The 22,165-nt window shown below is 70.5% G+C and carries 16 protein-coding genes and 1 pseudogene; 15 read left to right on the top strand and 2 right to left on the bottom strand.

All coding sequences use genetic code 11. The features are described 5' to 3' along the window. The 3 genes from AC07DS_RS34920 to AC07DS_RS34910 form a co-directional block, all read left to right on the top strand. Positions 1-3,019 (top strand): tetratricopeptide repeat protein (locus AC07DS_RS34920; protein ID WP_479151926.1); only part of this gene is annotated, 3,019 nt, incomplete at its 5' end. After that, positions 3,016-3,816, top strand: coding sequence for a CHAT domain-containing protein (locus AC07DS_RS34915; RefSeq protein ID WP_479151924.1), 801 nt, complete (start codon positions 3,016-3,018; stop codon positions 3,814-3,816). The genes AC07DS_RS34920 and AC07DS_RS34915, both read left to right, overlap by 4 nt. A gap of 106 nt (positions 3,817-3,922) precedes the next feature. After that, a complete protein-coding gene (locus tag AC07DS_RS34910) occupies positions 3,923-5,428 on the top strand; it encodes an IucA/IucC family protein (protein WP_479151922.1) in 1,506 nt (501 codons plus the stop codon). Between the two features lie 40 nt (positions 5,429-5,468). On the opposite strand, the gene AC07DS_RS34905 is transcribed toward AC07DS_RS34910, so the two are convergent. After that, positions 5,469-6,683: an FAD-dependent monooxygenase gene (locus AC07DS_RS34905; RefSeq protein ID WP_479151920.1), complete on the bottom strand. Its 1,215-nt coding sequence runs from the start codon at positions 6,681-6,683 to the stop codon at positions 5,469-5,471. 130 nt (positions 6,684-6,813) lie between these two features. Here AC07DS_RS34905 and AC07DS_RS34900 point away from each other — a divergent pair. From AC07DS_RS34900 to AC07DS_RS34870, 7 genes and pseudogenes are all read left to right on the top strand, one after another. After that, a pseudogene (locus tag AC07DS_RS34900) lies at positions 6,814-6,924 on the top strand (HipA family kinase); the annotation flags it as partial. A 369-nt stretch (positions 6,925-7,293) separates the two neighbouring features. Then, positions 7,294-8,115, top strand: a complete 822-nt coding sequence (locus tag AC07DS_RS34895; protein WP_479151918.1) for a hypothetical protein — start codon at positions 7,294-7,296, stop codon at positions 8,113-8,115. A gap of 493 nt (positions 8,116-8,608) precedes the next feature. Then, entirely contained in the window at positions 8,609-9,472 is an 864-nt protein-coding gene (locus AC07DS_RS34890) for an aspartyl/asparaginyl beta-hydroxylase domain-containing protein (protein ID WP_479151916.1), read from the top strand. Between the two features lie 255 nt (positions 9,473-9,727). Further along, positions 9,728-10,177 carry a VOC family protein gene (locus AC07DS_RS34885; protein WP_479151914.1) on the top strand — a complete coding sequence of 150 codons (450 nt, stop codon included), beginning with the start codon at positions 9,728-9,730 and terminating at the stop codon, positions 10,175-10,177. Continuing rightward, positions 10,174-11,139: a hypothetical protein gene (locus AC07DS_RS34880; protein WP_479151912.1), complete on the top strand. Its 966-nt coding sequence runs from the start codon at positions 10,174-10,176 to the stop codon at positions 11,137-11,139. The genes AC07DS_RS34885 and AC07DS_RS34880 overlap by 4 nt, the downstream gene beginning before the upstream one ends. A 13-nt stretch (positions 11,140-11,152) precedes the next feature. Continuing rightward, positions 11,153-12,037 (top strand): LLM class flavin-dependent oxidoreductase, encoded by an 885-nt coding sequence (locus AC07DS_RS34875; RefSeq protein ID WP_479151910.1) that lies wholly within the window; start codon positions 11,153-11,155, stop codon positions 12,035-12,037. Positions 12,038-12,068: 31 nt separating this feature from the next. Continuing rightward, positions 12,069-13,340: an ATP-grasp domain-containing protein gene (locus tag AC07DS_RS34870; RefSeq protein ID WP_479151909.1), complete on the top strand. Its 1,272-nt coding sequence runs from the start codon at positions 12,069-12,071 to the stop codon at positions 13,338-13,340. A 116-nt stretch (positions 13,341-13,456) separates the two neighbouring features. On the opposite strand, the gene AC07DS_RS34865 is transcribed toward AC07DS_RS34870, so the two are convergent. Beyond that, entirely contained in the window at positions 13,457-16,174 is a 2,718-nt protein-coding gene (locus tag AC07DS_RS34865) for a non-ribosomal peptide synthetase (RefSeq protein ID WP_479151907.1), read from the bottom strand. A 191-nt stretch (positions 16,175-16,365) separates the two neighbouring features. Between AC07DS_RS34865 and AC07DS_RS34860 the strand changes: the two genes are divergently transcribed. From AC07DS_RS34860 to AC07DS_RS34840, 5 genes are all read left to right on the top strand, one after another. Further along, complete coding sequence (locus AC07DS_RS34860) at positions 16,366-17,190, top strand: FkbM family methyltransferase (protein WP_479151905.1); 825 nt, start codon at positions 16,366-16,368, stop codon at positions 17,188-17,190. A 1-nt stretch (position 17,191) separates the two neighbouring features. Further along, a complete protein-coding gene (locus AC07DS_RS34855; protein WP_479151903.1) occupies positions 17,192-17,953 on the top strand; it encodes a thioesterase II family protein in 762 nt (253 codons plus the stop codon). A gap of 34 nt (positions 17,954-17,987) precedes the next feature. Then, complete coding sequence (locus tag AC07DS_RS34850) at positions 17,988-18,992, top strand: ornithine cyclodeaminase family protein (protein ID WP_479151901.1); 1,005 nt, start codon at positions 17,988-17,990, stop codon at positions 18,990-18,992. Continuing rightward, positions 18,989-19,909, top strand: a complete 921-nt coding sequence (locus tag AC07DS_RS34845) for an MBL fold metallo-hydrolase (RefSeq protein WP_479151899.1) — start codon at positions 18,989-18,991, stop codon at positions 19,907-19,909. Before AC07DS_RS34850 ends, AC07DS_RS34845 begins: the two co-directional genes overlap by 4 nt. Before the next feature lie 201 nt (positions 19,910-20,110). Next, positions 20,111-21,967, top strand: a complete 1,857-nt coding sequence (locus AC07DS_RS34840) for an FAD/NAD(P)-binding protein (RefSeq protein WP_479151897.1) — start codon at positions 20,111-20,113, stop codon at positions 21,965-21,967. The last annotated feature ends 198 nt before the right edge of the window (positions 21,968-22,165 follow it).

The raw sequence follows: 22,165 nt of genomic DNA, 5'->3' as shown, positions 1-22,165 counted from the left end.
CGGCACGTTGAACAACCTTGCCGTCCGGCTGTCGGAGGTGGGGCGGCGTGAGGAGGCTCTGGCCCCGGCCGAGGAAGCCGTCGGCATTTACCGCGAGCTTGCCGAGGCCAATCCCGATGCCCACCTGCGTCACCTGGCCGGCACGTTGAACAACCTTGCCGTCCGGCTGTCGGAGGTGGGGCGGCGTGAGGAGGCTCTGGCCCCGGCCGAGGAAGCCGTCGGCATTTACCGCGAACTGGGCGAGGCCAATCCCGACGCCTACCTCCCTGATCTGGCCATGGCGTTGAACACCCTCGCAGGCCTGCTGTCGGAGGTGGGGCGGCGTGAGGAGGCTCTGGCCCCGGCCGAGGAAGCCGTCGGCATTTACCGCGAACTGGGCGAGGCCAATCCCGATGCCTACCTCCCTGATCTGGCCATGGCGTTGAACAACCTCGCAGGCCTGCTGTCGGAGGTGGGGCGGCGTCAGAAGGCTCTGGCCCCGGCCGAGGAAGCCGCCGGCATTTACCGCGAGCTCGCTGGGGTCAATCCCGATGCGTATCTCCCTGATCTGGCCATGGCGTTGAACACCCTCGCCACGCGGCTGTCGGAGGTGGGGCGGCGTGAGGAGGCTCTGGCTCCGGCTGAAGAATCCGTTCGACTGCGTCGTGTGCTCGCCGAGACCAATCCCGACGCCTACCTTCCCGACCTGGCCACCGCGCTGAACACCCTCGCCAACCGGCTGTCGGAGGTGGGGCGGCGTGAGGAGGCTCTGGCTCCGGCTGAAGAATCCGTTCGACTGCGTCGTGTGCTCGCCGAGACCAATCCCGACGCTTACCTGCCCAACCTGGCCACCGTGTTGAACAACTTCGCCGTCCGGCTGTCGGAGGTGGGGCGGCGTGAGGAGGCTTTGGCTCCGGCTGAAGAATCCGTTCGACTGCGTCGTGTGCTTGCCGATGCCATGCCCGATGCCTACCTCCCTGGTCTGGCCGGCGCGTTGAACAACTTCGCCGTCCGGCTGGCGGAGGTGGGGCGGCGTGAGGAGGCTTTGGCCCCGGCTGAAGAATCCGTTCGACTGCGTCGTGTGCTTGCCGATGCCATGCCCGATGCCTACCTTCCCGACCTGGCCACCGCGTTGAACAACTTCGCCGGCCTGCTGTCGGAGATGGGGCGGCGTGAGGAGGCTCTGGCCCCGGCCGAGGAGGCCGTTGGCATCTATCGTGTGCTCGCCGATGCCATTCCCGATGCCTACCTCCCTGGTCTGGCCGGCGCGTTGAACAACTTCGCCAATGGGCTGTCGCAGGTGTGGTGGCGTGAGGGGGCTCTGGCTCCGGCCGAGGAGGCCGTTGGCATCTATCGTGTGCTCGCCGATGCCATTCCCGATGCCTACCTCCCTGGTCTGGCCGGCTCGTTGAACAACTTCGCCGTCCTGCTGTCGGAGGTGGGGCGGCGTGAGGAGGCTCTGGCCCCGGTCGAGGAGGCCGTTGGCGTCTACCGCGAGCTCGCTGGTGCTATTCCCGATGCCTACCTCCCTGATCTGGCCATGGCGTTGAACAACCTCGCCATCCGGCTGTCGGAGGTGGGGCGGCGTGAGGAGGCTCTGGCCCCGGCCGAGGAAGCCACTGGCATCTACCGCGAGCTCGCCGACGCCAATCCCGATGCCTACCTCCCCAACTGTGCCGGCACGTTGCACAACCTCGCCGTCCAACTGTCGGACATGGGGAGGCGTGAGGACGCTCTGGCCCCGGCCGAGGAAGCCGTTGGCATCTACCGCGAGCTCGCCCAGGGCAACCCCGCCGCGTATCTCCCCGATCTGGCCATGGCGTTGAACATCCTTGCCGATCGACTGGCAGAGATGGGACGGCCCCAGGAGGCTCTTCAGTGCTATGAGCAGATCACGGCCGAGTGGTCTGGTCTGCCGCGGGCCGCAGCCGAGCTTGCCTACCACCGAGCCCTGTTTCTCCTGAGGAACGGTCAGAGGAGCGCTGGCATCGAGGCGCTGTGCGGACTACTCACCCCGGCCGGACACATCAACGGTGAGACGGTCTTCCGAATCCACCAGAGTCTGCGGGAGGCCGCTGAAACCGATCCCGAAGTGCGTGAGGCCGTCACACGGCTGTGCGCGGACAACAGCTTCTCCTCCGAGCCGCCGTCCTGGCTAGAGCTCACGGACACAGCCCTTCAGCTGACCGCAGACTGGATCAATACGAGGTCCTGGGGTGAGTCACGGGACTTCGTCACGACCCACCCTGCCCTGCTCAACGCCCCCGCCCGTGCCGCCCTACGGGAGTGGTCGCTGCTGGGCGGATCCGTCGAGCTCCACATCGCATTGCTGGAGCGGCTGCGGTTCGGCGCTCCGGTGGACACGCTGTACCGGCCACTCGTCCTGCCAGAGACCCTGAACGCCTGGATCCGGACGAGCACCGACGACGGGGGCTGGGCGGCCTCAGCGGCGTACCTGGCCGAGCACGCGGCCGACCTGCTCGCCCCTGACGCGGACGCTGCGCTGGCCGCCATAGGCAAGCAACTCGAGGGCGCGGGCCGGGTGATCGCCGTCCACCGGGCCATCGCGGCGTTGGCTGGAGACGGCGGCATCGACACCGCCTACAAGCTGCTGGAAGACCGACAAGCCCTGCACACCCGCGTCCAGAAGGCGTTGGACGCCGCGGACGGACCGGCGCTCGCCTGGCTCGCGCTCATCGAGGACGGCGTGTACGACGCCCCATGGGCAGCCGCGGTGCACTGGCTGGCAGCCCAGGCCCTCGACGACAGCGCTGTGAGCGGTGGTTCCGACAATGAGAAAGTCAGGAGAGGGCCAAGCGCTCCCATCGCGGCCGTCCGAGCGGCTGTGCAGGCCGCAGATCCCGCACCCGCACAGATCCTGAGCCTTGCCGCACAGGCAAAGACCCCCGACACGGACGAACGCAACCGAGCAGTGGCCGAACTCGCAGCCCTGATGGCCGCACGCCCCACCCGGGCCGCCGCGCTCGGCGAAATCCTCCAGGCGGTCGTCGCACCACCGGTCCAGGCGCCCGAGGAATGACCGGACCACAGCCGACGGGCGTCCTGATGCTGTCCGCGGTCGCCGGCCGGCTCGGCGGCCCGGACACCGGGGAGGAGCAACGACAGGTCGACCGTGTCATCCGTGAGGCCCGCTACCGCGACGGGCTGGCCCTGCGCACCGCCCAGGCAGTGCAGGGCGAGGACATCCTCGGCCACCTGCTGGACCACGAGCCGACGGTGCTGCACTTCTCCGGGCACGCGAGCGACACCGGCTTGCGCGTACTGACCTCGGACGGCGGTGACGCGCCCCTGGTCACCCAAGGACTGGGCGACCTCCTGGCGGCCGCAGGCAAGAAGGTGCGGCTCGTGGTGCTCAACGCCTGCGCCACCGACCTCATCGCCCAGGACCTGGCCGAAGTCACCGGGTGCGCGATCGGCTACCCCGCGAAGGTGAGCGACCAGACGGCCATCACCTTCGCCACCCAGTTCTACCGCTGCGTAGGCGCTGGCATGCCCGTGGGCCCCGCCCACGAGGCCGCACGGGCGGTGATCCGGATGTACGGGGCCGACGAGAACGAACTCCCCGTCCTTCGCCACGGCCCTGCGGTGAACATGGACGCCCTTCACCTCCTGCACCCCGCCTTCCTCCCGCCCCCACCCGCACAGGGGCGAATCCCCGACGCCACCGCCTTCCTCGCGCGCGGCGCCGGGACCAAGCGCTACACCCTCCTGGCCACCGGCACGACGGACTCCGAGACAAATCTGCGTGCCGAACTCGCCAGCAGACACATGAACGTTCAGTGGATTCAGCTGGAGGAAACCTCCGAGCGCGGATAGCCCGCCCCGGCATCGGCCGGCTGGAGGCTCCTCGGGCACGGGCAGCTCGGGGCACGATGGTCAGAAGCCATTCATACTGATCGCTCGGGCCCAGGACGAAGAACGAATGGATCGCGTGGACCTCAACCCCCCCGCCGACACCGTCGGACACCGCGCCGACGCATACGCGGCCGCCCCCCTGCTCAACTGCCTGCTGCGAGAGGTCGCCGAGCCGTACCCGGCCGCCGGGCCACGGCCGGTCTTCCGGCTGCCCGGGACCGGCCGGCTGCTGCGGGTGCGGCCGGGGCGGCGGCCCGCCGACCCCGAGGTGCAGGCCGCGGGGGACTGGCACCGGCTCGGCCACTCCGAGCTGGTCAAACTCGTCGCCGAGGAGTTGCGCCGGCACACCGGGCTGTCCAACGGCGACCTGCCCACCGAGATGATCGACAGCCGGGACGCGGTCGCCGCCCTGCTCACCGCCCGCGCCGGGGCGACGGCGCCCGAGGACCCGTACCTGCGCTCCGAGCAGTCCCTGATCACCGGTCACCCCTACCATCCGGCTCCCAAGGCGCGCGGCGGCGGCCCGGTCGCGGCCTGGCTGCCGTACGCACCCGAGGCCCACGCGCACTTCCCGCTGGTGCTGCTCGGCGTCCGCGAGGACCAGGTGGCCGAGGAGGGTGACACGCGCGCCCTGGACGCCGTCGGCACGGCCCCGTCCGGCTACCGGCTGCTGCCCGCCCACCCCTGGCAGCTCGACCTCGTCGCCCGCGACCTCGCCCCGGCCTTCGCCGACGGCCGCCTGGTCCGGCTCGGTACGACCGCCTTCGACGTCTGGCCCACGGCGGCTGTCCGTACGGTGTACGAGCCCCGGCGCGATCTGTTCCTGAAGTTCAGCCTGGATGTGCGGATCACCAACGACATCCGTCGGCTCTGGCGCCATGACCTGCTGAAACTGCGCCGCACCGATTCGGCCGCCACCGCCGCCTTCGCCGCCATGGGCCCGCCCGCGGCCTGGCTGAGCGACCGCGGCTACCGCACCGCCGCCTTCGCCTTCGAGGAGCTGGCCGTGCTCGTGCGGGACGGGCTGCGCGGACACCTGCTGCCAAGTGCGACCCCGCTGCTCGCGGCCGGGGTCGCGGAGGGCTTCGAGGGCAGCCCCCTGGCCGCCACCGCCGATCCGGACGCCTGGTGGGAGGCGTACCTGCGGCAGGTGGTCCCGCCCGCTCTCACGGCGTTCGACGCCCACGGGGTCGTGATCGAGGCGCACCTGCAGAACACGCTGGTCGCCGTGGACGCGGCCGGCACCCCCGTGCAGGCGCTGTTCCGGGACGCCGAGGGTGCCAAGGTCCTGCCGGACGTGCCCCGGGCCGCGGGCTGGGAGCGGCTCGTCTACTGCCTGGTCGTCAACCACCTCAGCGAGGTCGCCGCCGCCCTCGCCGAACACCACCCGGGCTTCGACCCCTGGCCCACCGCCCGCCGCGAACTCGCCCGCCACGACCTGCCCGAGATCCCTGCCCTGCTCGCCTCGCCGACCCTGCCGGGCAAGACCAACCTGCTGCTGCGCTGGACGGGAGCGGACGGCGCGGACGCGCGCTACCTGCCGCTGCCGAACCCGCTGGCCGACCGGGGCTAGGGACCGTCCCGCGGGTCCTGCCGGAGACGCGGGACACCTCCTAGCCCTTCAGCTCCCGCCCCCCGAACGCCCCTGTCCCGTCCGCCTGCTTCCACCAGGTCTCCAGGCCCGTCTGGTCGAGCGTCCGCCAGCTCGGGGTCTCCTGCACCAGGGCCCGGCCGAGCCGTCGCCCCAGGTCGACCATGACCCGGCCGGCGGGCGCGCGTTCGGCGTCGTACGCGGCCAGGGCCTCGGACCAGGTGGTCGTCGACATCAGAGCCGACTGGAGGACTGTGGCGTCCTGCAGCGCCTTGACGGCACCCGCGCCGGTGTGCGGTCGTGCCACCGCGGCCGCGTCGCCCATGAGCAGCGCACGGCCCACGGCGTAGCGGGGCGCCGTGAAGTCGTACATGGGCTGCAGGAACAGCTCGTCGTGAGTCGTCTCCCGGACCAGGTCGCCCCAGTAGGGAGGCAGCAGATCGGCGGCGACGTGGGCCAGATGGGCGCGCAGTCCGTCGCCCGCCGTGCCCGGAGGCAGGCTCGTGGGGGTCTCCAGGCCCTGGTCGAGGCCCGGCGGCGGGGCCGTGTACAGGACCCAGTTGACCCGGTGGCCGCCGTCCGCCCCGTCCGGGATGCGGTACACGATGAGATGGCCGCCCTCGAAGACGACGTACGCGCACTCGTCCTCGGCCCACAGCTGCGGGTCGCGCAGCCGGGCCGACGGGTAGGCGCCGCGCCAGGCGAGGTATCCGGCGTACCCGGGGCGGACGTCGGCGTACAGGGCCGCACGCACCGTGGAGCGGTAGCCGTCCGCGCCGATCACCACGTCGTATCGCTCGGTGCGCCCGTTCGCGTGCACCTCGGCGCCGTCCGGTGTCACCTCGACCGCTTCGACGGCCGAGCCGGGCCGGAAGTCCGCCGACCCGGGCACCCGGCGGCGCAGCTCATGCCAGAGCGGGCCCCAGGTGTAGGTGCGGAACGGGAAGGGCATCGCGGCGAGCACGCGGCCCAGCGGGCCGTTCGCCGCCACGTCGTCGCGTACGTACCAGCGGCGGCGGACCATCCGCACCCACGGCATCGATGCGTCGAGATGGCCGGCCGTCTCCAGCTCCGCGTAGCGGGCGTTGTGCACGGCGAGTCCGACCCCGCGGTCGGCCAGGCGACCCGACGCGCGCTCGTACACCGTGATCGTCTCGGTCCCGCCCCGCGCCAGCGCGAGTGCCGCCGCGCAGCCCGCGATGCTTCCGCCCACGACCGCGACCCTGCCACCACGCATACGGCGTCCCCTTCGTCATCCGTGGCGCCGGTCCGGTGCGCCGCGCGGGACCATGCTGCCAGCCCGGCGATCACGCGGCCCGGGAATCCACGCCGACGGCCGGATCCCGCCCTGCCTTACCCTGGCCGGTGTGCTGCGCGATGTGACTGCCGTTCGCTATGTGACCCCCCTGAGGTCGGGCGGCTCCGTGCCCGGAGTCTTCGAGGCCGACGACCTCGGCACGTACGTCGTGAAGTTGTCTACCAGACGCGTCTGACCTGCGGCGATTAGGTCTAGGGCGCCTGTGACCTGCGCAGATGAGTCTTTCGCCGTTTTTCAGGGACGTGCCGCGTTATGCAGTCGGTTCTCCCTACGCGCTCCCCAGGACCGTCGAGACTCCCCATATTCTCCCCAGCGCTTGCCGTTGCTCGGGGCGATTGCGACACGAGTTCCCCGTTCGTCCACGGCGCTGCCATAGGCACGCTGAGTGACAGACACGGCGGCAGATCGACGTCTGGTGCTCCTCAGGCGGATGGTGACGGGCACGGTCCTTTGGGGCCGAAGGATGCAAGCATGCGAATTCAGTGGAGAGCGGCGCCTGCTCCTAGGCAGAATCGCTGTTGTGGCTCCGATGCTGACCGATGTGCCGTCCGACCGGCTGAACGCGCTGGTCAAGCACCCGTTCCACCGGGAAAACGGTGAGCGGCTGGTCGGGTTCATCAAGGACTTGCGCGAGTGCCACAGCGCCGAGGACTTCGTGACGTTCCAGCGGGAACTTCTGCATGCCACACTCGCCGCGAACCATGCGCGTGCGGAGCGCTCGCGAGTGATCAAGCGGCTCAGGAAGAGGCAGTCGCTGCCTGCCGACGCTCCTGATCTCGTCGTCGGTGATCCTCACGACGTGGAGGACTGGCGTCTGGAGTCCGACGCCCTGGAGCGTGTGGGGCGCCAACTGCGGTCCATCGGCGACGCCATGGCCTGGCGGGCATTCCGGTACGACCGGCGCTACATACTTGCGCTGCGCCGCAACGAATCGCCAGGACCGATGACCCTCAGTAAGGAGGGCACGGTCCATGAGATCCAGTTCGCGGAGCAGCAGTGGATTGAGAACAGGAGCTTCGCACTGCTGCATGACATCACCGACTGTCTTCGTATCGGCGACGTGACGGTGTTCCGTGACCGGGACGACCACGAGCAGGACATCCTCCTGTACGAGCTGAAGACGAATCCGAGGCGGCGGGAGAGTACCCAACTGACACGGACACGGTTGGCGGCGGAGGCGCTGCACACAGGCGGGCCGCTCCCCGGTCCGGACAAGGCTGTTCTCGTCGAGACCGGCGTGCCCTACGCCACCCATGTGTGCGTGCTGAGCGACGCCTTGGGCCGTGCCCACCAGGAGGGGCTGGCGGCAAGCTGCCCGCCGAGCCCTGGTGGCGCTCGGTGTCCGCGCTGATCGAGCGCCCGTGGAGCCGGCCCCAGCCGGTGCAGGCGCCCACCGAGGCCCCGAGGGACGAGCTCGACCTCGCGGGCGATCGGTGACGGCGGGCGAGGACGACCTCGGCGGGACCGTGCGACTGCCGGCCCGCCAGGGGCCGTTCCCGGTCGTCGCCAGCCCTCGTAGCGTGGGTCGCTGAGCCGCGCTTGCGGCGAGCCCTGCTCGCGCGGAGCGTTCGCGGATCAGCCGTGGCGCACGCGCCGGCGCTCGGCGCTGCCGCACGGCATCACCAACTGCCTGCGCCGTAGCGGGCGTCGAACAGCTGGTGCTGGAGCCGACCGGCCTGCGAGCCTGCCGCCAGGGGCGGCCGGACGTGGGCACCCTTGGATGTCCGAGCGCACCAGGCTGCCTCCGCTCTGCCCCTGATACCGCCGATCACCCGAGGAAAACGTTCCTAGGCTGGAAAAGCCCAAGGGCCTGCACGGTCGAATGACCAGTCAAGGAGTCAGCCATGCGTACGCAGTTGATCGGAAAGATTGATTTCGACCGGGAGCGGCTGCTGAAGGATCTGGAGCGCAGTCTCGACATCCACTACGCGGAGCCTTACGACGAGTTCGTCTGCGGTCGGCCCTGGAAAAGCGCCATGCTGATGGCCCCGGGCGGCGGCGAGGGCGGAGTGCTGTCGGACTACGACCACTCGGAGCCCTCCGCATTCACCGCGGACGGCGAGCGGATGCCGTATGTCCGGGAAATCCTGAGCACGTACTTCAACACCGAGCACATCACCTTCGCCCGCATGATCGCGCTCACCAACAGCGTGCTGATCCCGCACTGCGACTACGTCGAGCTCGACGACTCCTCCAAGCAGCGCATCGCTCACCGTGTGCACGTGGTGCTCTCGACCGGTGAGGACGCCATGTTCAACGAGTCCGACTCGGTCTACCGGATGAAGGAGGGCGAGGTCTGGTTTATCGACGTCACTCGTCCCCACAGTGCCGGCGTGGTCGGTGACACGCGCCGCGTCCATCTGCTGATCGACGTCGCCGATGTGGACGACATCCAGGACCTGTTCAAGTTCCCGTCCGAGCTCTCCGGTGGCATCCCGGAGGCCAACCTCTGCGACCGGCCCGTCCTGGGCGACGCCGAGCGGGACGGTCTTCTGTCGCTCTCCTCGGTCATCGACGAGGAGAACATGATGCAGATCATGGCGATCGTGGTGAAGAAGCACTACCGCAGGGACGGTGGCCACGACTTCGTGTGGAGCACGATGCATGAGATCGCCCGACGCAGCGGCAACGAGGCCATCGTGAAGACGGTGGAGGGCCTCTATCGGCACACGAACATCGCGCGTATCGAGGCCGCACTCGCGAGCTGATGGCGTTGCACGTTCGGGGATGACGTGACGGAACAGGCGGTCGTCCGCGGTTCCCCGATTCCCGCTCCCGATTCGGGTTCCCGATCCCCGCTCTCGATTCGGGTTCCCCCGATTCCGGTTCCCGATTCCGGACATCGTCCGCCGGCCCGTCCGCGCGTGGAAGCTCGTGGGCGGGCGTCGGCGTGCCGCAACGCATTCACCTGGCAATGGCAGTCGGGTGCCATATCACGTTCCGGGCGATCTGACAGGGAAGAAATGTCAACTTTTCATCACATCGGTATACAGACGGCGGACCTGGACAACTCTCTGGCCTGGTATCGGGAGTACTTCGGTGCCCAGGAGACATGGACGCTGGACAAATTCTCGGAGCTGACCATCAGCCGCCTTCCGGGAATCACCCGGCTGACCGAGGTGGAGATCGGGGATTTCCGGCTGCACCTGTTCGAGCGCACCGGTCACGACGATCGGCTGCCAGGCGGGAACACCACCCAGTTCCAGCACACCTGCGTGGCGACGACCTCGCCCGAGGAGCTCGCTCAGTGGCGGGACCGGTGGGTGGCGTTGTTCGACTCCGGGCGATACCACTTCGCGAGGCCGGAACAGCCCACGGACATCGTGATCGACGCGGACGGCGTGCAGAGCTTCTACACCTTCGACGTCAACGGCCTCGAGTTCGAGTTCACCTACGTGCCGGACCGTTCATGAACATCAGCTACGACTCGATGTCGGCCGACCTCGGCACACCGGCGGGCTGGGACTTCGGCGACTGCGCCTACGGTCTGGAAGCCCTGCTGCTCCCCGAGCCCCTTGAGCCCGGTGACACGACGCCCCCGCCCCACGCGCCGTCCGAGCTGGATGTGAAACAGCTGTGTCCGACGCTGCTCGCGACCGCGGCCCCGGGCAGCGCCGCGCTGCCGGCCCCGGCGTCGGGTCGCGCGGACGCGCAGGTCTACTGGTTCCGCTGGATCACCGGTCACCAGGTGTCCTTCCTGCTGTGGCGGCTCCTCGGCCAGCAGATGCGCGCGGCCGAGGACGCGGGTCGCGCGGACGCGCTCGCGGCGATGACCGCGTACGTACGCGGATACTGCGCGATGCTGCTCTACACGAGCTCCTGTCCACGCGACGTCTACGAGTCGCTCATCAGGCCGTCGATGTTTCTGCAGCACCCGGGATTCAGCGGCACCTGGGCACCCGACTTCGGCGCGGTCCGACCGCTGCTCCGCGGCCGTGGCGCCGCCCGGTGGGCCGACAGCCCCGCCGGGGCGCAGCTGCGCCAGGCCGTCGCGGTGCACCACACGATCCACTCCGGGGTCGCGGCCCGACTGGTTCCCGATGGGCGCTCGCTGCTGCAGGAGGCGACCCGGACCGAGGTCCGCAGCCCGCAGATGCTCGGCACGCTCTACGACAACTACTTCCTGACGGTGCGCCTGCCCCAGTCGCAGTCCGAGATCGTCGCGCAGCTCCTTCGCCGCCTTGAGGCGGTGGCGCTGGATCTGCTGGCCAACGGCCTCCACGACGCGGCCGACGACGAGGACCTGCCGGCGGAACTGCGCGAGCGGGGCGTCGTCGAGTGCGAACGTGACGTGCTCGCGGTGCTGCTGCGCCTCGCCGGGCACGCGACCGGGCTCGATGCCGAGGCCCTCGGCGTGCAGCTGGAATCGGTGTGACAGGGAAGAGGACATGCGCTACGGACTGCTGATTCTCCCGGACAGGCGCTGGTCCGAGGCCAGGGCCAACTGGGTGCGGGCCGAGGAACTGGGATTCGACCACGCCTGGACCTATGACCACCTGATGTGGCGGTGGCTGCGGGACAAGCCCTGGTTCGGGGCCGTGCCCACCCTCACGGCAGCCGCGGCGGCCACCTCGCGCATCCGGCTCGGCACCATGGTGGCCAGCCCGACGTTCCGCCACCCGGTGACCTTCGCCAAGGAGTTGATGGCCCTCGACGACATCTCCGACGGCCGGATCATCTGCGGCATGGGCGCGGGCACCGGCGCCTACGACGACGCCGCGACGGGCGGCCGGCCCTTGCCCGCGCCCGAGCGGGCGGCCCGCTTCGCCGAGTTCGTGGAACTCACCGACCGGCTGCTCCGCTCACCGGAGACGTCCTACGAGGGTGCCCACTTCACGGCGCACGAGGTGCATGTGCGGCCCGGCTGCGTGCAGCGGCCCCGGCTGCCCTTCGCCGTGGCGGCCACGGGCCCCCGTGGTATGCGCCTGGCCGCCCGGTACGCCGACGTCTGGGTGACGGCCGGTACCGCGGGCAACTTCGAGCCGCAGGCCTACGACAAGCTCCTTCCGCTGTTCCGGAAGCAGTCGGAGGCCCTCGACGAGGCCTGTGCCGAGATCGGCCGCGATCCGGCCACCATCGGCCGTCTCGTACTGACCGGCGCCATGGTCGGTGGCGTCGTCGAGTCCGCCGCCTCCTTCGTCGACGCCTCGGGTGCCTTCGCCGAGATCGGCTTCACCGACCTGGTGATCCACCAACCCCGCGAGGAGTTCCCCTACAAGGGAGACCCGGCGATCCTCGAACGCATCGCCCCCCATCTCGGAACCGGCGCATGACGCGGGGCAGACGACGTGTCACGGACCGTCGATGACGACGTCCGCCCCCATCCTCGCCGTGGTGGACCCCTACGGACCGGGGGCGCAGATCGCCCCCGCGTTCCGTGTGCAAGGGTGGTCCTGCGTCGCCCTCACCACGGCGGAGCGACCGCCGAACCCCCTGGCCCACACCTGGCGACCCGCGGATTTCGATCACCGTCTGACGTTCACCGGAGACATCGCCGGACTCGGCCGGCAGCTGAGCCGACTGGGTGCCGTGGGCGTGGTGACCGGTCTGGAGACCGGCAGCGCACTCACCGACGCGCTGTGCGCGCGTCTCTTTCCCGAGTACGCCAACCCGGCCGACCTGTCCGCCGCACGCCGCGACAAGGCGGCCATGCAGCGCGTCCTCGCCCGCGCCGGACTCCCCTCCCTGCGCCAGGTCCACACGGCGTCGTTCGCCGAGGTGCAGGACTGGCTGCGGGACACCGGGCTCCACGACGCCCTGTGGGTGATCGTGAAACCTGCGCGCAGCGCGGGCACCGACGCCGTGCGTCGGGTGCGCCCGGGCGAGCAACTGCGCACGGCCTTCGACGCGATGGCCGGGCGCCGTAACGCACTGGGCGAGGTCGAGCCGGCGGTCCTGGTCCAGGAGTGGGTACGAGGGACCGAGTACAGCGTCGACACGTTCACGGTGGGCGGCGTCCACGAGGTCTGCGGCGTCACCCGCTGCATCAAGCGTTCCTCCGGATCTTTGGTCGGCATCTACGACTCGGTCGAGCTCATCGCCCCGGACGATCCGGTGTGCGACCGGCTGCTCCCCTACGTGCGCGGCGTGCTCGATGCCCTCGGCGTGCGGTTCGGTCCCATGCACACGGAGGTCATGCTCCGTCCTGAAGGGCCCGTACTCATCGGGCTGAACCCCCGGCTCGTCGGCGGCCACATGGGCTTCCTGTCCGGGCTGGCGACCGGCCGCACCCAACTCGACCGTCTCGTCGACTTCTTCCACGGACGGCAGCACCGGCACACGGCGGGCTATCGACTGCTGCGCCATGTGATGTCCGTCTTGGTGACGGCACACCGCCAGGGCGTGATCCGCAACCCCGAGTCGTTGAGCGACCTCGCGAAGCTGCCCACGGCGGTGCGCTCGACGGTGTCCGTGCCCCATGGGGGCCGGGCCAGGCTGACGTCGGACGGATGCTCGGTGCTCGGACGGGTCGTGCTCGCCGGACACGACCGCAGCCGACTGCAGGCCGACCGCCAGCGCATCAAGCGCGTCGAACGGGATCTGCGTATCGACGCCCTCCCGCACGCCGCGTTCTGAACCACCCTTGCTGCCCGCACAACCCTGTTCCACATGCACATCGGCCCCGTGGCCCCGCCTCTTTACGAGGGGGCCACGGGGCCGAAGCGGTTCGCCGTGGGGCGGGCGGCGGACGCTCAGGCGCCGGTCGCGCTGAGCGCCGCCACCACGGCGCGAATCGTGGGGTGCCGGTAGAACTGCCGCAGCCTCAGGGTGGGCAGGCCCTCCGCGCGCTGCACGGCCGAACTCCTCACGGCGAGGACCGAGTTGCCGCCGGCCTCGAAGAAGTCGTCGTCCAGCCCGATCGGGACACCGAGCAGCTCGGTCCACAACCTCTGCAGCCGCGCCGCCAGTTCGTCGTCGGCCGTCGGCGAGTCGTCCTGTACGGCGCGCCGGGTGAGGGCCGGCGCCGGAAGCGCGGCCATATCGACCTTTCCGCTGGTGGTCAGGGGCAGCGCGCTCAGCTCCGTCACCGTCGCGGGCACCATGTAGTCGGGCAGCACGCTCGCGGCGCGCTTGCGGACCGCGGCCAGCTCCTCGCCGGTGCCGCCGTCGAGCACCACGTACGCGTCGATGCGGGCGTCCGTCGTGCCGTTGCCGTCCGCCCGGCGCACCACCACGGCGGCGGCCCGCACGGACGCGTCCTCGAGCAGCACCGAGCGGATTTCGTCCAGTTCGATACGGAAGCCCCGCACCTTGACCTGGCTGTCGATGCGGCCGAGGTGTTCCAGGGCGCCGTCGGGGCGCAGCCGCCCCCGGTCGCCGCTGCGGTACATCCTGCCCCCCTGGTACGGATCGGGCAGGAACCGCTCCGCCGTCAGGGCCGGCTGATTGACGTAGGCCTGCGCGACACCGGCGCCGCCGACGTGGATCTCACCGGCGACACCCGGCGGCACGAGGCGGCCCCGGCTGTCCCTGATGTACACATGCCATCCCGGCAGGGGCCGCCCCACCGAGCGCGTGGCGTCGAGGGCCAGCTCCCGGCTCAGGGTCTGCGCGGTGACATGGACGGTGGTCTCCGTGATCCCGAACATGTTCACCACGCGGCACCGGTCCTCGGGATGCTCGTCGAACCAGGTCAGCAGCATCCTGGAGTCCAGTGGCTCTCCGCCCATGATGACCAGGCGCACGGACACCGCCGCATGGTCGACGGCGAGGAGATGGCTGAACGCCGACGGCGTCTGGTTCAGCACCGTGACGCCCTCGCGCACCAGCAGGTCCCGGAACTGTTCGGGGTCGCGCGAGGTGAAGTACGGCACGATCACCAGGCAGCCGCCGGTCAGGAGGCAGCCCCACATCTCCCAGACCGAGAAGTCGAAGGCGCTCGAGTGGAACAGCGTCCACACATCCGTCCGCCCGAGCCCGAAGTCCTCGCGGGTGGCCTCGACAAGGCTCAGGACATTGCCGTGCGGAACGGCGACTCCCTTGGGGCGACCGGTGGATCCGGACGTGTAGATCACATACGCGGTGTCCTGTGACCCGGTCGTCCCGTCGAGCATGGTCGTGTCCATGGACTCGTCGGCGACCAGGTCGGCGGGCGTCAGCACCTGATGCCCGCCCTGACGAGGGAACTCGGCGAGCGTGGTGATCACCAGGCGCACGGCGGCGTCGTCCGTCGTGTAGGCGAGGCGCTCGGCGGGATAGGAGGGGTCGATCGGTACGTACGCGGCCCCGGCCTTGAGCACGCCGAGCAGTGCGACGACCAGTTCCGCCGAGCGCTCCAGACACACGCCGACCCGGTCACCGGGGCGCACGCCCCGGGCCCTCAGGCCCAGAGCCCAGAACGTCGCCAGCTGATCGACCTCGGTGTAGGTCAGCTCGATGTCGTCCTCGCGTACGGCGACGGAGTCCGGTGCGGCGGCGACGATGCGGGCGAACGCCTCGTGCACCGTGTTCGCCGTCAGGTGCGGTGCCGTGGCCGAGGTGCCGAGGCGCGCGACCGCGGCCCGCTCCTCGTCGTCGAGAAGCACGACATCGGCGGCGGCGAGGTCCGGCGAGTACGTCAACTGGGTGTGCACATGGGCCACATGGCGGGTGAACCGTCCGGCGGTCGCCGACGACACATGGCCCGGCAGAAAGTCGCAGCGCAGCAGCGGCCGGCCGTCCTCCTCGCGGGTGACCGAGAACGTCAGCGGAAAGGCCGGCTCAAGGCAGGGGACGTACTCCTCGCCCGCGCGCGGCTTCTCGGCCAGGCCCGGCAGGATCCCCGCGAGGACCGGCAGGTCCACGTACACCGGCTCCTGGCCCCGCACCTCGTCGAGGGTGCCCTGCACATGCAGGGCGACGGCACCCGCGGCGGTGCCGATCACGACCTCGTCTCCCGCGTCGCTCCCGTCCCAGTCGCCGGCGTACCGGGAGAGGGTCACGGCGAGCGCGGCGCGCCAAGAGACCTCGTCGTCAGGCATGTCGAGCGCAAGGGCCACCTGTGTGGTGGCGAACAGCCCGCCCGATGCGTCGGCGTTCCCCCAGTCGGGCGCGCCGGCGAACGCCGGACCCGGCCGGGCGTCGCCGACGGGCGCACGCTCGAACTCCGCGCGGGCCGCCGGCAGGTCACCGTCGGCCAACGCGGCAGCCAGACGGCGCAGCGCGGCCTGGTCGCACTGCCCGCGCGGCCCGACGACGACCAGGTCGGCGGGTCCGTCCGGGTAGCGCAGCAGCAACGCCCGTACGCCGCCCGCGCCCTCGCCCGCCGCCGTGCGCCAGGCCTGGGACGTACGAGAGTCATCCGAGGGCGCCGCCGCTTCCGCCACGCGTATGCGAGGCGCCTCGACGGTGCCCAACCGTTGCGCCACGTCCTCTACCCGCGCCTTGTCGGTCAGTCGGACGCGGACCGCGTGGCTCAGTGCCGCCGCCATATGCGTGCTCCTCCACGTTCAGGGATGACGCCGGTACGGTACGGGGCCGATCACCGGGGGAACGGCAGTATCGGCGGCGTCTCGTCGGCAGTGCGCACCGCTGGTCACAGGGCCTGCGACGAGGGAATCCGCCTACCGGCCGCCTCCGGTACTGCCGCTGCGCGCCCCGGCCGGTGCCTAGCCTCGGGGCCATGGCAGCAGGTGAAGGAGCTCCGACGGTGCCGGTGCGGCGAAAACTCCCCAACGGTCTTTCCGTGTACAGCCTCAACGGCAACGAGACGGACTACCTGTACCGGGAGATCTTTCACGACGAGTCCTACATCCCGCCGCACGGGGTCCGCCTCGGGGAGCGACCGATCGTTCTCGACATCGGCGCCAACATCGGCCTGTTCACCCTGTTCGCCCTGCACAACTGGCCCGACGCAGAGGTGTTCTCCTTCGAGCCGGTCCCGGACGTCTTCGACGTCCTGCGGCGCAACACCGGCCATCTGCCCGGCGTGCGGCTGCACAACATCGCCCTGGGCGACACCGACCAGAGCCGGCGGCTCACGTACTACCCGAACTACACGATGATGTCCGGTTTCGACGCCGACCCCAAGGCCGACAGGGCGCTCGCCGCGTCGTTCATCGGCAGTGTCGCCGACTCTCTCGACGAGGACCTGCGGGACGCGTTCGTCGACGAGGTGGAGGACCTCGTCGACGACGCCCTCGACGAGCGGCGGTCCGTGGACTGCGTCGTGCGACGCGTGGACACGTTCGTCGCGGACGCCGGCATCGACCGCGTCGACTTCCTCAAGGTCGACGTGGAGGGATTCGAGATCCCCGTGCTGCGGGGCATCGGCGACGAGTTCTGGCCGAAGATCGCCAACGCGGCGGTCGAGGTCGCCGATCGCGACGGCGCGCTCGCCACGGTGATCTCCCTCTTCGAGAGCAAGGGCATGCGCACCCATGTCCGGCAGGCGAAGGAATACCGCGAGACCGATCTGCACACCGTCTTCGCCTGGCAGGTGGCATAACGTGGCTGGGTTCTCACCGGCGTCGGACCCGCGCGGTCTCCTCGCCGCCAAGAGATGGATCGTCCGTCCCCAGCGGATCGCTGAGCCCGCGCTTCGGCTGTTCTGCCTCCCGCACGCGGGCGCCGGGGCGGCGGCGTTCAGTCCCTGGGCCAAGCGGGTCGGGCACGACGTCGAACTCTGCGCGATCCGATTCCCCGGACGGGAGAGCCGTATCGACGAGCCCCTCTTCGAGGATCTCCAACGGCTCGTCGACGAACTGGAAAGAGCGGTCACACCGCTGACCGACCGGCCGTACATCATCCTCGGACACTGCTCCGGCAGCGTCGTCGGGCTCGAACTGGCGCGCCGCCTGCGGGACAAGGGCAGGCCGCGACCCAAGGCCCTGGTGGTCTCGTCCATCCCGGGACCGAGCCGGCGCACCTCCGAATCCCTTCACCTGCTGCCACGCGCACAGTTCTTCGAGCGCGTCGCGAAGTACGGCGGCCTCGACACCTCCCTGCTCGAGGACCCCGAGGCGATGGAGCTGTTCGAGACGACCCTGCGCAGCGACTTCCGCCTGGTCGAGGAGGCACCGTACGTCCCGGCCCAGCCGCTGGACGCATCGATCGTCGCGGTGGGCGGACGCGACGACCCCTTCGTGACCTTCGACGACCTCGCGGCATGGCGCGCCGAGACGACCGAGGACTTCACGCTCCACCACCTCACCGCCGGGCACTTCGTTCTGGACGAGGTCATGGATCTCGTGGTGAACAGACCGCAGTGACCGACGCCCGACGCGACTGTGAGAAGAGGGACAGATGGCGCTGATTCTCAGCAACGACGATGTCAAACAGGCCACGGACGTCCACGGGGTACTCGACGCACTCCAAGCGGCGTATCAGGAGGAGTACGCCGGAAACGCGGTGATCACCGAGCGGGTGAACCTGCGCTTCGGATCGGGCTGGCTGCGCCTCATGGCCGCCTCCCTGCCCGGCCTCGGCGTGGTCGGGTACAAGGAGTTCCACCTGGTGGGCAGCACGGTGAGGTTCCAGATCAACCTCTTCGACATCCACACCGGTGAATTCCTCGCCGCCCTGGACGGCAACCACCTCACCGTCCTGCGTACGGCGTCCACCGCGGCCCTCGCGGCGGCCCGCCTCGCACCGAACGCCACGAAGGTCGGCATCATCGGCTCCGGCGCCGAGGCGCGGATGCAGGCCACCGTGCTCAGCCGGCTCATCGACGTCGAACGCATGGTGGTGCACAGCCCCCGCAAGGAGCGGCGCGAGCTGTTCGCCACGGAGCTGTCCGAGCGGCTGCGCATCGACATCGAGCCGAGCGCGGACGGAGCGGCGACGGCCGCCGCCGCCGACCTCGTCATGGTGGCCACGAACACCGGCGGCCGGGGACCGGCCTTCTACGCCGACTGGATCCCCGACACGGCGCACATCAGCTCCACCGGATCGACGCTGCCCGAGGAGCGCGAGCTGGACTCCGAGGTGTGGCGCTTCCCCGAACTCATCGTCGTGGATCGCGCGCAGGCCCTGGAGGAGTCGGGCGACGCCATCGTCGCCGCCAAGACCGGCGCCCTGGACCCCGCACGGGTCATCACACTCGCCGAACTGTGCGGGCGCCCCGCCGACGGCCCGCTGCCCAAGCGCACCCTGTTCAAGTCGGTGGGCTCCCCCCTCCAGGACGTGGCCGTGGCCGCCTACGCGTACCGCAGCGCGAAGGAGAAGGGCATCGGCGTCCCGCTGCCGGACTTCCCCTCGGTGAAGGGCAGCGTTCCCGTGGTCCCGGGCGCGGAGCGGAGCGGCACATGAGCCGCGCACTCTCCGCGCGGACGGTGGAGGTCGCCGACGGGGTGCACGCCTATGTGCAGCCGGACGGCAGCTGGTTCCTCAACAACACCGGCTTCATCACCAGCCGGCAGGGCGTCATCAGCATCGACACATGCGCCACCGAACGCAGGACCCGCACCTATCTCGACGCGATCGCCGACGTCACGCGCGCCCCGGTCCGGACCCTGGTCAACACCCACCATCACGCCGACCACACCTTCGGCAACCACCTCCTGCCCGGCGCCACGATCGTGGGCCACGAGCAGACCCGCGCCGAGGTCATGGCCTTCGGCCGACCGGTCAACCGCGGTGTGTGGAACGACGTGGAGTGGGGCGAGTTCCAACTGGCCCCGCCCTTCCTGACGTACACCAGCGAAATCACCCTGTGGGCGGACGACCTGCGCTGCGACGTCAGACACGTCGGGAGGCCGGCGCACACGACGAACGACTCGATCGTCCATCTCCCTTCCCACTCCGTGCTGTTCGCGGGGGACCTGCTCTTCAAGGGCGGCACGCCGTTCGTCCTGATGGGCTCGCTCGGCGGCACCATCGAGGTGCTCGAGAAGGTCGTACGCCCCTTGGGCGCCCGGACGATCGTCTCGGGCCACGGCCCCGTCAGCGGCCCCGAGGTGATCGACGAGATGCTCGCCTACCTCCGCTTCGTGGAGGACCTCGCCCGCCGGGCGAAGGCCGCCGGACTCACGCCCCTGGCGGCGGCCCTGGAGACCGACCTGGGCCCCTTCGCCGACCTCCTGGACGCCGAGCGCATCGTGGGCAACCTGCACCGCGCCTACGCCGAACTCGACGGCGTCGAAGCGGGGGCGCGCATCGACACCGCCGCGGCCTACCGCGACATGGTCGCCTACAACGGAGGCCGCCCCCTCACGTCGCACGCCTGAGGCGGACCGGAACGCCGGACCAACGACTACACCAGGCCCGCGGCCCGTCGGAGCCGCGCCGCACCACGACAAGGACTTGGGCACACGCATGCTGCACCGGTTGCACCCTGACGCGACACCGCCGGCGCGCCGCCGGCTCCTCGCCCGTCGTTCGGACCGTCGCAGGCCCGCCGCCGCGTCCGGCGGCAGGGAGGTGGCCTCGTGACGCGGCCCTGGCGCATCGCCGTCGTCGGCAGCGGCCCCCGCGGGCTGATGGTGACCGAGCGGTTGGCTGCCCGGCTCGCGCAGGAGCCGGCCCACCGACCGGTCGAGCTGTACGTGATCGACGAGGTCGAGGTGGGATGCGGCCGTGTCTACCGCACCGATCAGCCCGAGTGGTTCCTGATGAACACCCCGGTGGGCCTGATCACCGCCTTCTCGGGCGCACCGGACGGCGGCCCCGCCCGAGCCGGGGCAGGGCCGTCGCTCGGCCAATGGTGGCACGCCCACCTCCCCGACGACCCGGGACCCGAGGGGTACGCCCCCCGTGCGTTCTACGGCCGATATCTGCGCTTCGCCCTGGACGTCATCGAGTCCGGGCTGCCCTCGCACGTCCGGCTCACCCGCGTACAGGACTCCGTACTCGACCTGGAGCCGACGGCTGACGGCCACCGCCTGACACTGACCGCCGGGGCCCCTCTCGATGTGGACCGGGCAGTCCTGACCACCGGCCACGCCCGGCCCCCGGCCGACGACCCCCTGCGGGACCTCACGGAGTTCGCCGCCCGTCACCCCGGACTGCGCTGCATCAGGGGCGACTCACCGGCGGACATGCCCCTGGACACCGTCCCGGCCGGCACGGCCGTCGGGGTCCTCGGCCTCGGCCTGTCGTTCTTCGACGTCATGGCCGCCTTCACCACCGGGCGAGGCGGCCGGTTCACCGAGGGCGCGGACGGAGACCTCGTGTACCACCCCAGCGGTGCCGAGCCCATCCTGGTGGCCGGGTCCCGCAGCGGGGTCCCGCTCATGGCCAAGGGCGACAACCGCAGACCGCCCGGACACGTCTACCGGCCCCTGCTGTTCACCCCCGAACTCGTACGGCGCCACGCCGCCGGACCGACCCTGGACTTCGCCACCGATGTCCTGCCGCGGCTGACGGCCGAGATCCACTGCGTCTACCACGCCACCGCGCTGCGCGCAGCACACGGCGAAAGGGCCGCCTCCGCCTTCATGGACGAGGTGGCGAGCAGCGACGGCGCCACGCTGCCGGACATCCGCGCCATCGCCGCTCGGCACGGCGCCGCGGACCTGGCCGCGCTCGACCTGGGGGCACTGGGAAGGCCCTTCGCCGGCCGCACCTTCGACGACCCCAAGGAGTTCGACGCCGAGCTTGCCGGACTGCTGCGCGCCACCGTCGCGGAGGCCGAGCGCGGAAACGTCGACTCACCTCTGATGGCCGCCCTCGACGTCATCCGGGACACCCGCTGGGTGGTGCGCGAGTGCGTCGACTTCGGCCGGCTCAACCCCGCCTCGCACCGGGACGACTTCCTGGGTGCCTACGTCCCCGCCAGCTCGGTCCTGGTGGCCGGCCCGCCCCCGGTCCGCATACGCCAACTGCTCGCCCTGATGGAAGGCGGTCTGCTGCGCGTCGCCGGACCGGAGACCCGTGTCGACGGCGACCCCGCGAGCGGGCGGTTCTCGATGTCCTCACCCTGTGTCGTGGGGTCGAGCACACCGGTCGACATCGTCATCGACGCCCGCGTCCCCGTCCCCGACCTGGGCCGGGACCCCGCACCGCTGACCGCGAACCTGCGCTCGCGCGGCCTGTGGACCGAGTTCGTCAACCAGGACGCCGACGACCGGTTCGAGACCGGCGGCGTCGCGGTCACGGAGGCCCCGTTCCACCCGGTGGACCGTGCCGGCCGGCCGGGCACGGGGCTCTACGTCCTCGGCGTGCCCACCGAGAACACCCGCTGGTTCACCCAGGTCGGCTTCGCCCGCCCCGGTCCATGGGGGGATTTCATCCGTGACGCCGACGCGATCGCGCAGCACGCCCTCGCGGGCGCCGTCACCTCCTAGGCCCAGCGCCCCAGGCGCACGGTCCCCCTCCTGTCGAAAACTCGTCCCCGCCTGATGAAAAGCCGCCGACCCGGCGTGAAGAAAGGGAGCTCCACGGTGTTCATGCCTTCTGTTCGGCAGCAGGGTTTGTGGTTCTTGGGTCGTCAGGAGGGGTTGTCGGCGACGTACAACGTGCCGGGTGCGGTGTGGTTGGAGGGG

The organism is Streptomyces sp. NPDC044064, assembly GCF_056434245.1.
Note: the sequence above shows the minus strand (reverse complement) of the source record. Positions and strands in the feature narration are given on the sequence as shown.

Bases quoted from the DNA above. Each gene is read 5' to 3' on its own strand.
- AC07DS_RS34915 (WP_479151924.1), top strand. From the start codon at position 3,016: ATGACCGGACCACAGCCGACGGGCGTCCTGATGCTGTCCGCGGTCGCC.
- AC07DS_RS34910 (WP_479151922.1), top strand. From the start codon at position 3,923: ATGGATCGCGTGGACCTCAACCCCCCCGCCGACACCGTCGGACACCGC.
- AC07DS_RS34905 (WP_479151920.1), bottom strand. From the start codon at position 6,683: ATGCGTGGTGGCAGGGTCGCGGTCGTGGGCGGAAGCATCGCGGGCTGC.
- AC07DS_RS34895 (WP_479151918.1), top strand. From the start codon at position 7,294: ATGCTGACCGATGTGCCGTCCGACCGGCTGAACGCGCTGGTCAAGCAC.
- AC07DS_RS34890 (WP_479151916.1), top strand. From the start codon at position 8,609: ATGCGTACGCAGTTGATCGGAAAGATTGATTTCGACCGGGAGCGGCTG.
- AC07DS_RS34885 (WP_479151914.1), top strand. From the start codon at position 9,728: ATGTCAACTTTTCATCACATCGGTATACAGACGGCGGACCTGGACAAC.
- AC07DS_RS34880 (WP_479151912.1), top strand. From the start codon at position 10,174: ATGAACATCAGCTACGACTCGATGTCGGCCGACCTCGGCACACCGGCG.
- AC07DS_RS34875 (WP_479151910.1), top strand. From the start codon at position 11,153: ATGCGCTACGGACTGCTGATTCTCCCGGACAGGCGCTGGTCCGAGGCC.
- AC07DS_RS34870 (WP_479151909.1), top strand. From the start codon at position 12,069: ATGACGACGTCCGCCCCCATCCTCGCCGTGGTGGACCCCTACGGACCG.
- AC07DS_RS34865 (WP_479151907.1), bottom strand. From the start codon at position 16,174: ATGGCGGCGGCACTGAGCCACGCGGTCCGCGTCCGACTGACCGACAAG.
- AC07DS_RS34860 (WP_479151905.1), top strand. From the start codon at position 16,366: ATGGCAGCAGGTGAAGGAGCTCCGACGGTGCCGGTGCGGCGAAAACTC.
- AC07DS_RS34850 (WP_479151901.1), top strand. From the start codon at position 17,988: ATGGCGCTGATTCTCAGCAACGACGATGTCAAACAGGCCACGGACGTC.
- AC07DS_RS34845 (WP_479151899.1), top strand. From the start codon at position 18,989: ATGAGCCGCGCACTCTCCGCGCGGACGGTGGAGGTCGCCGACGGGGTG.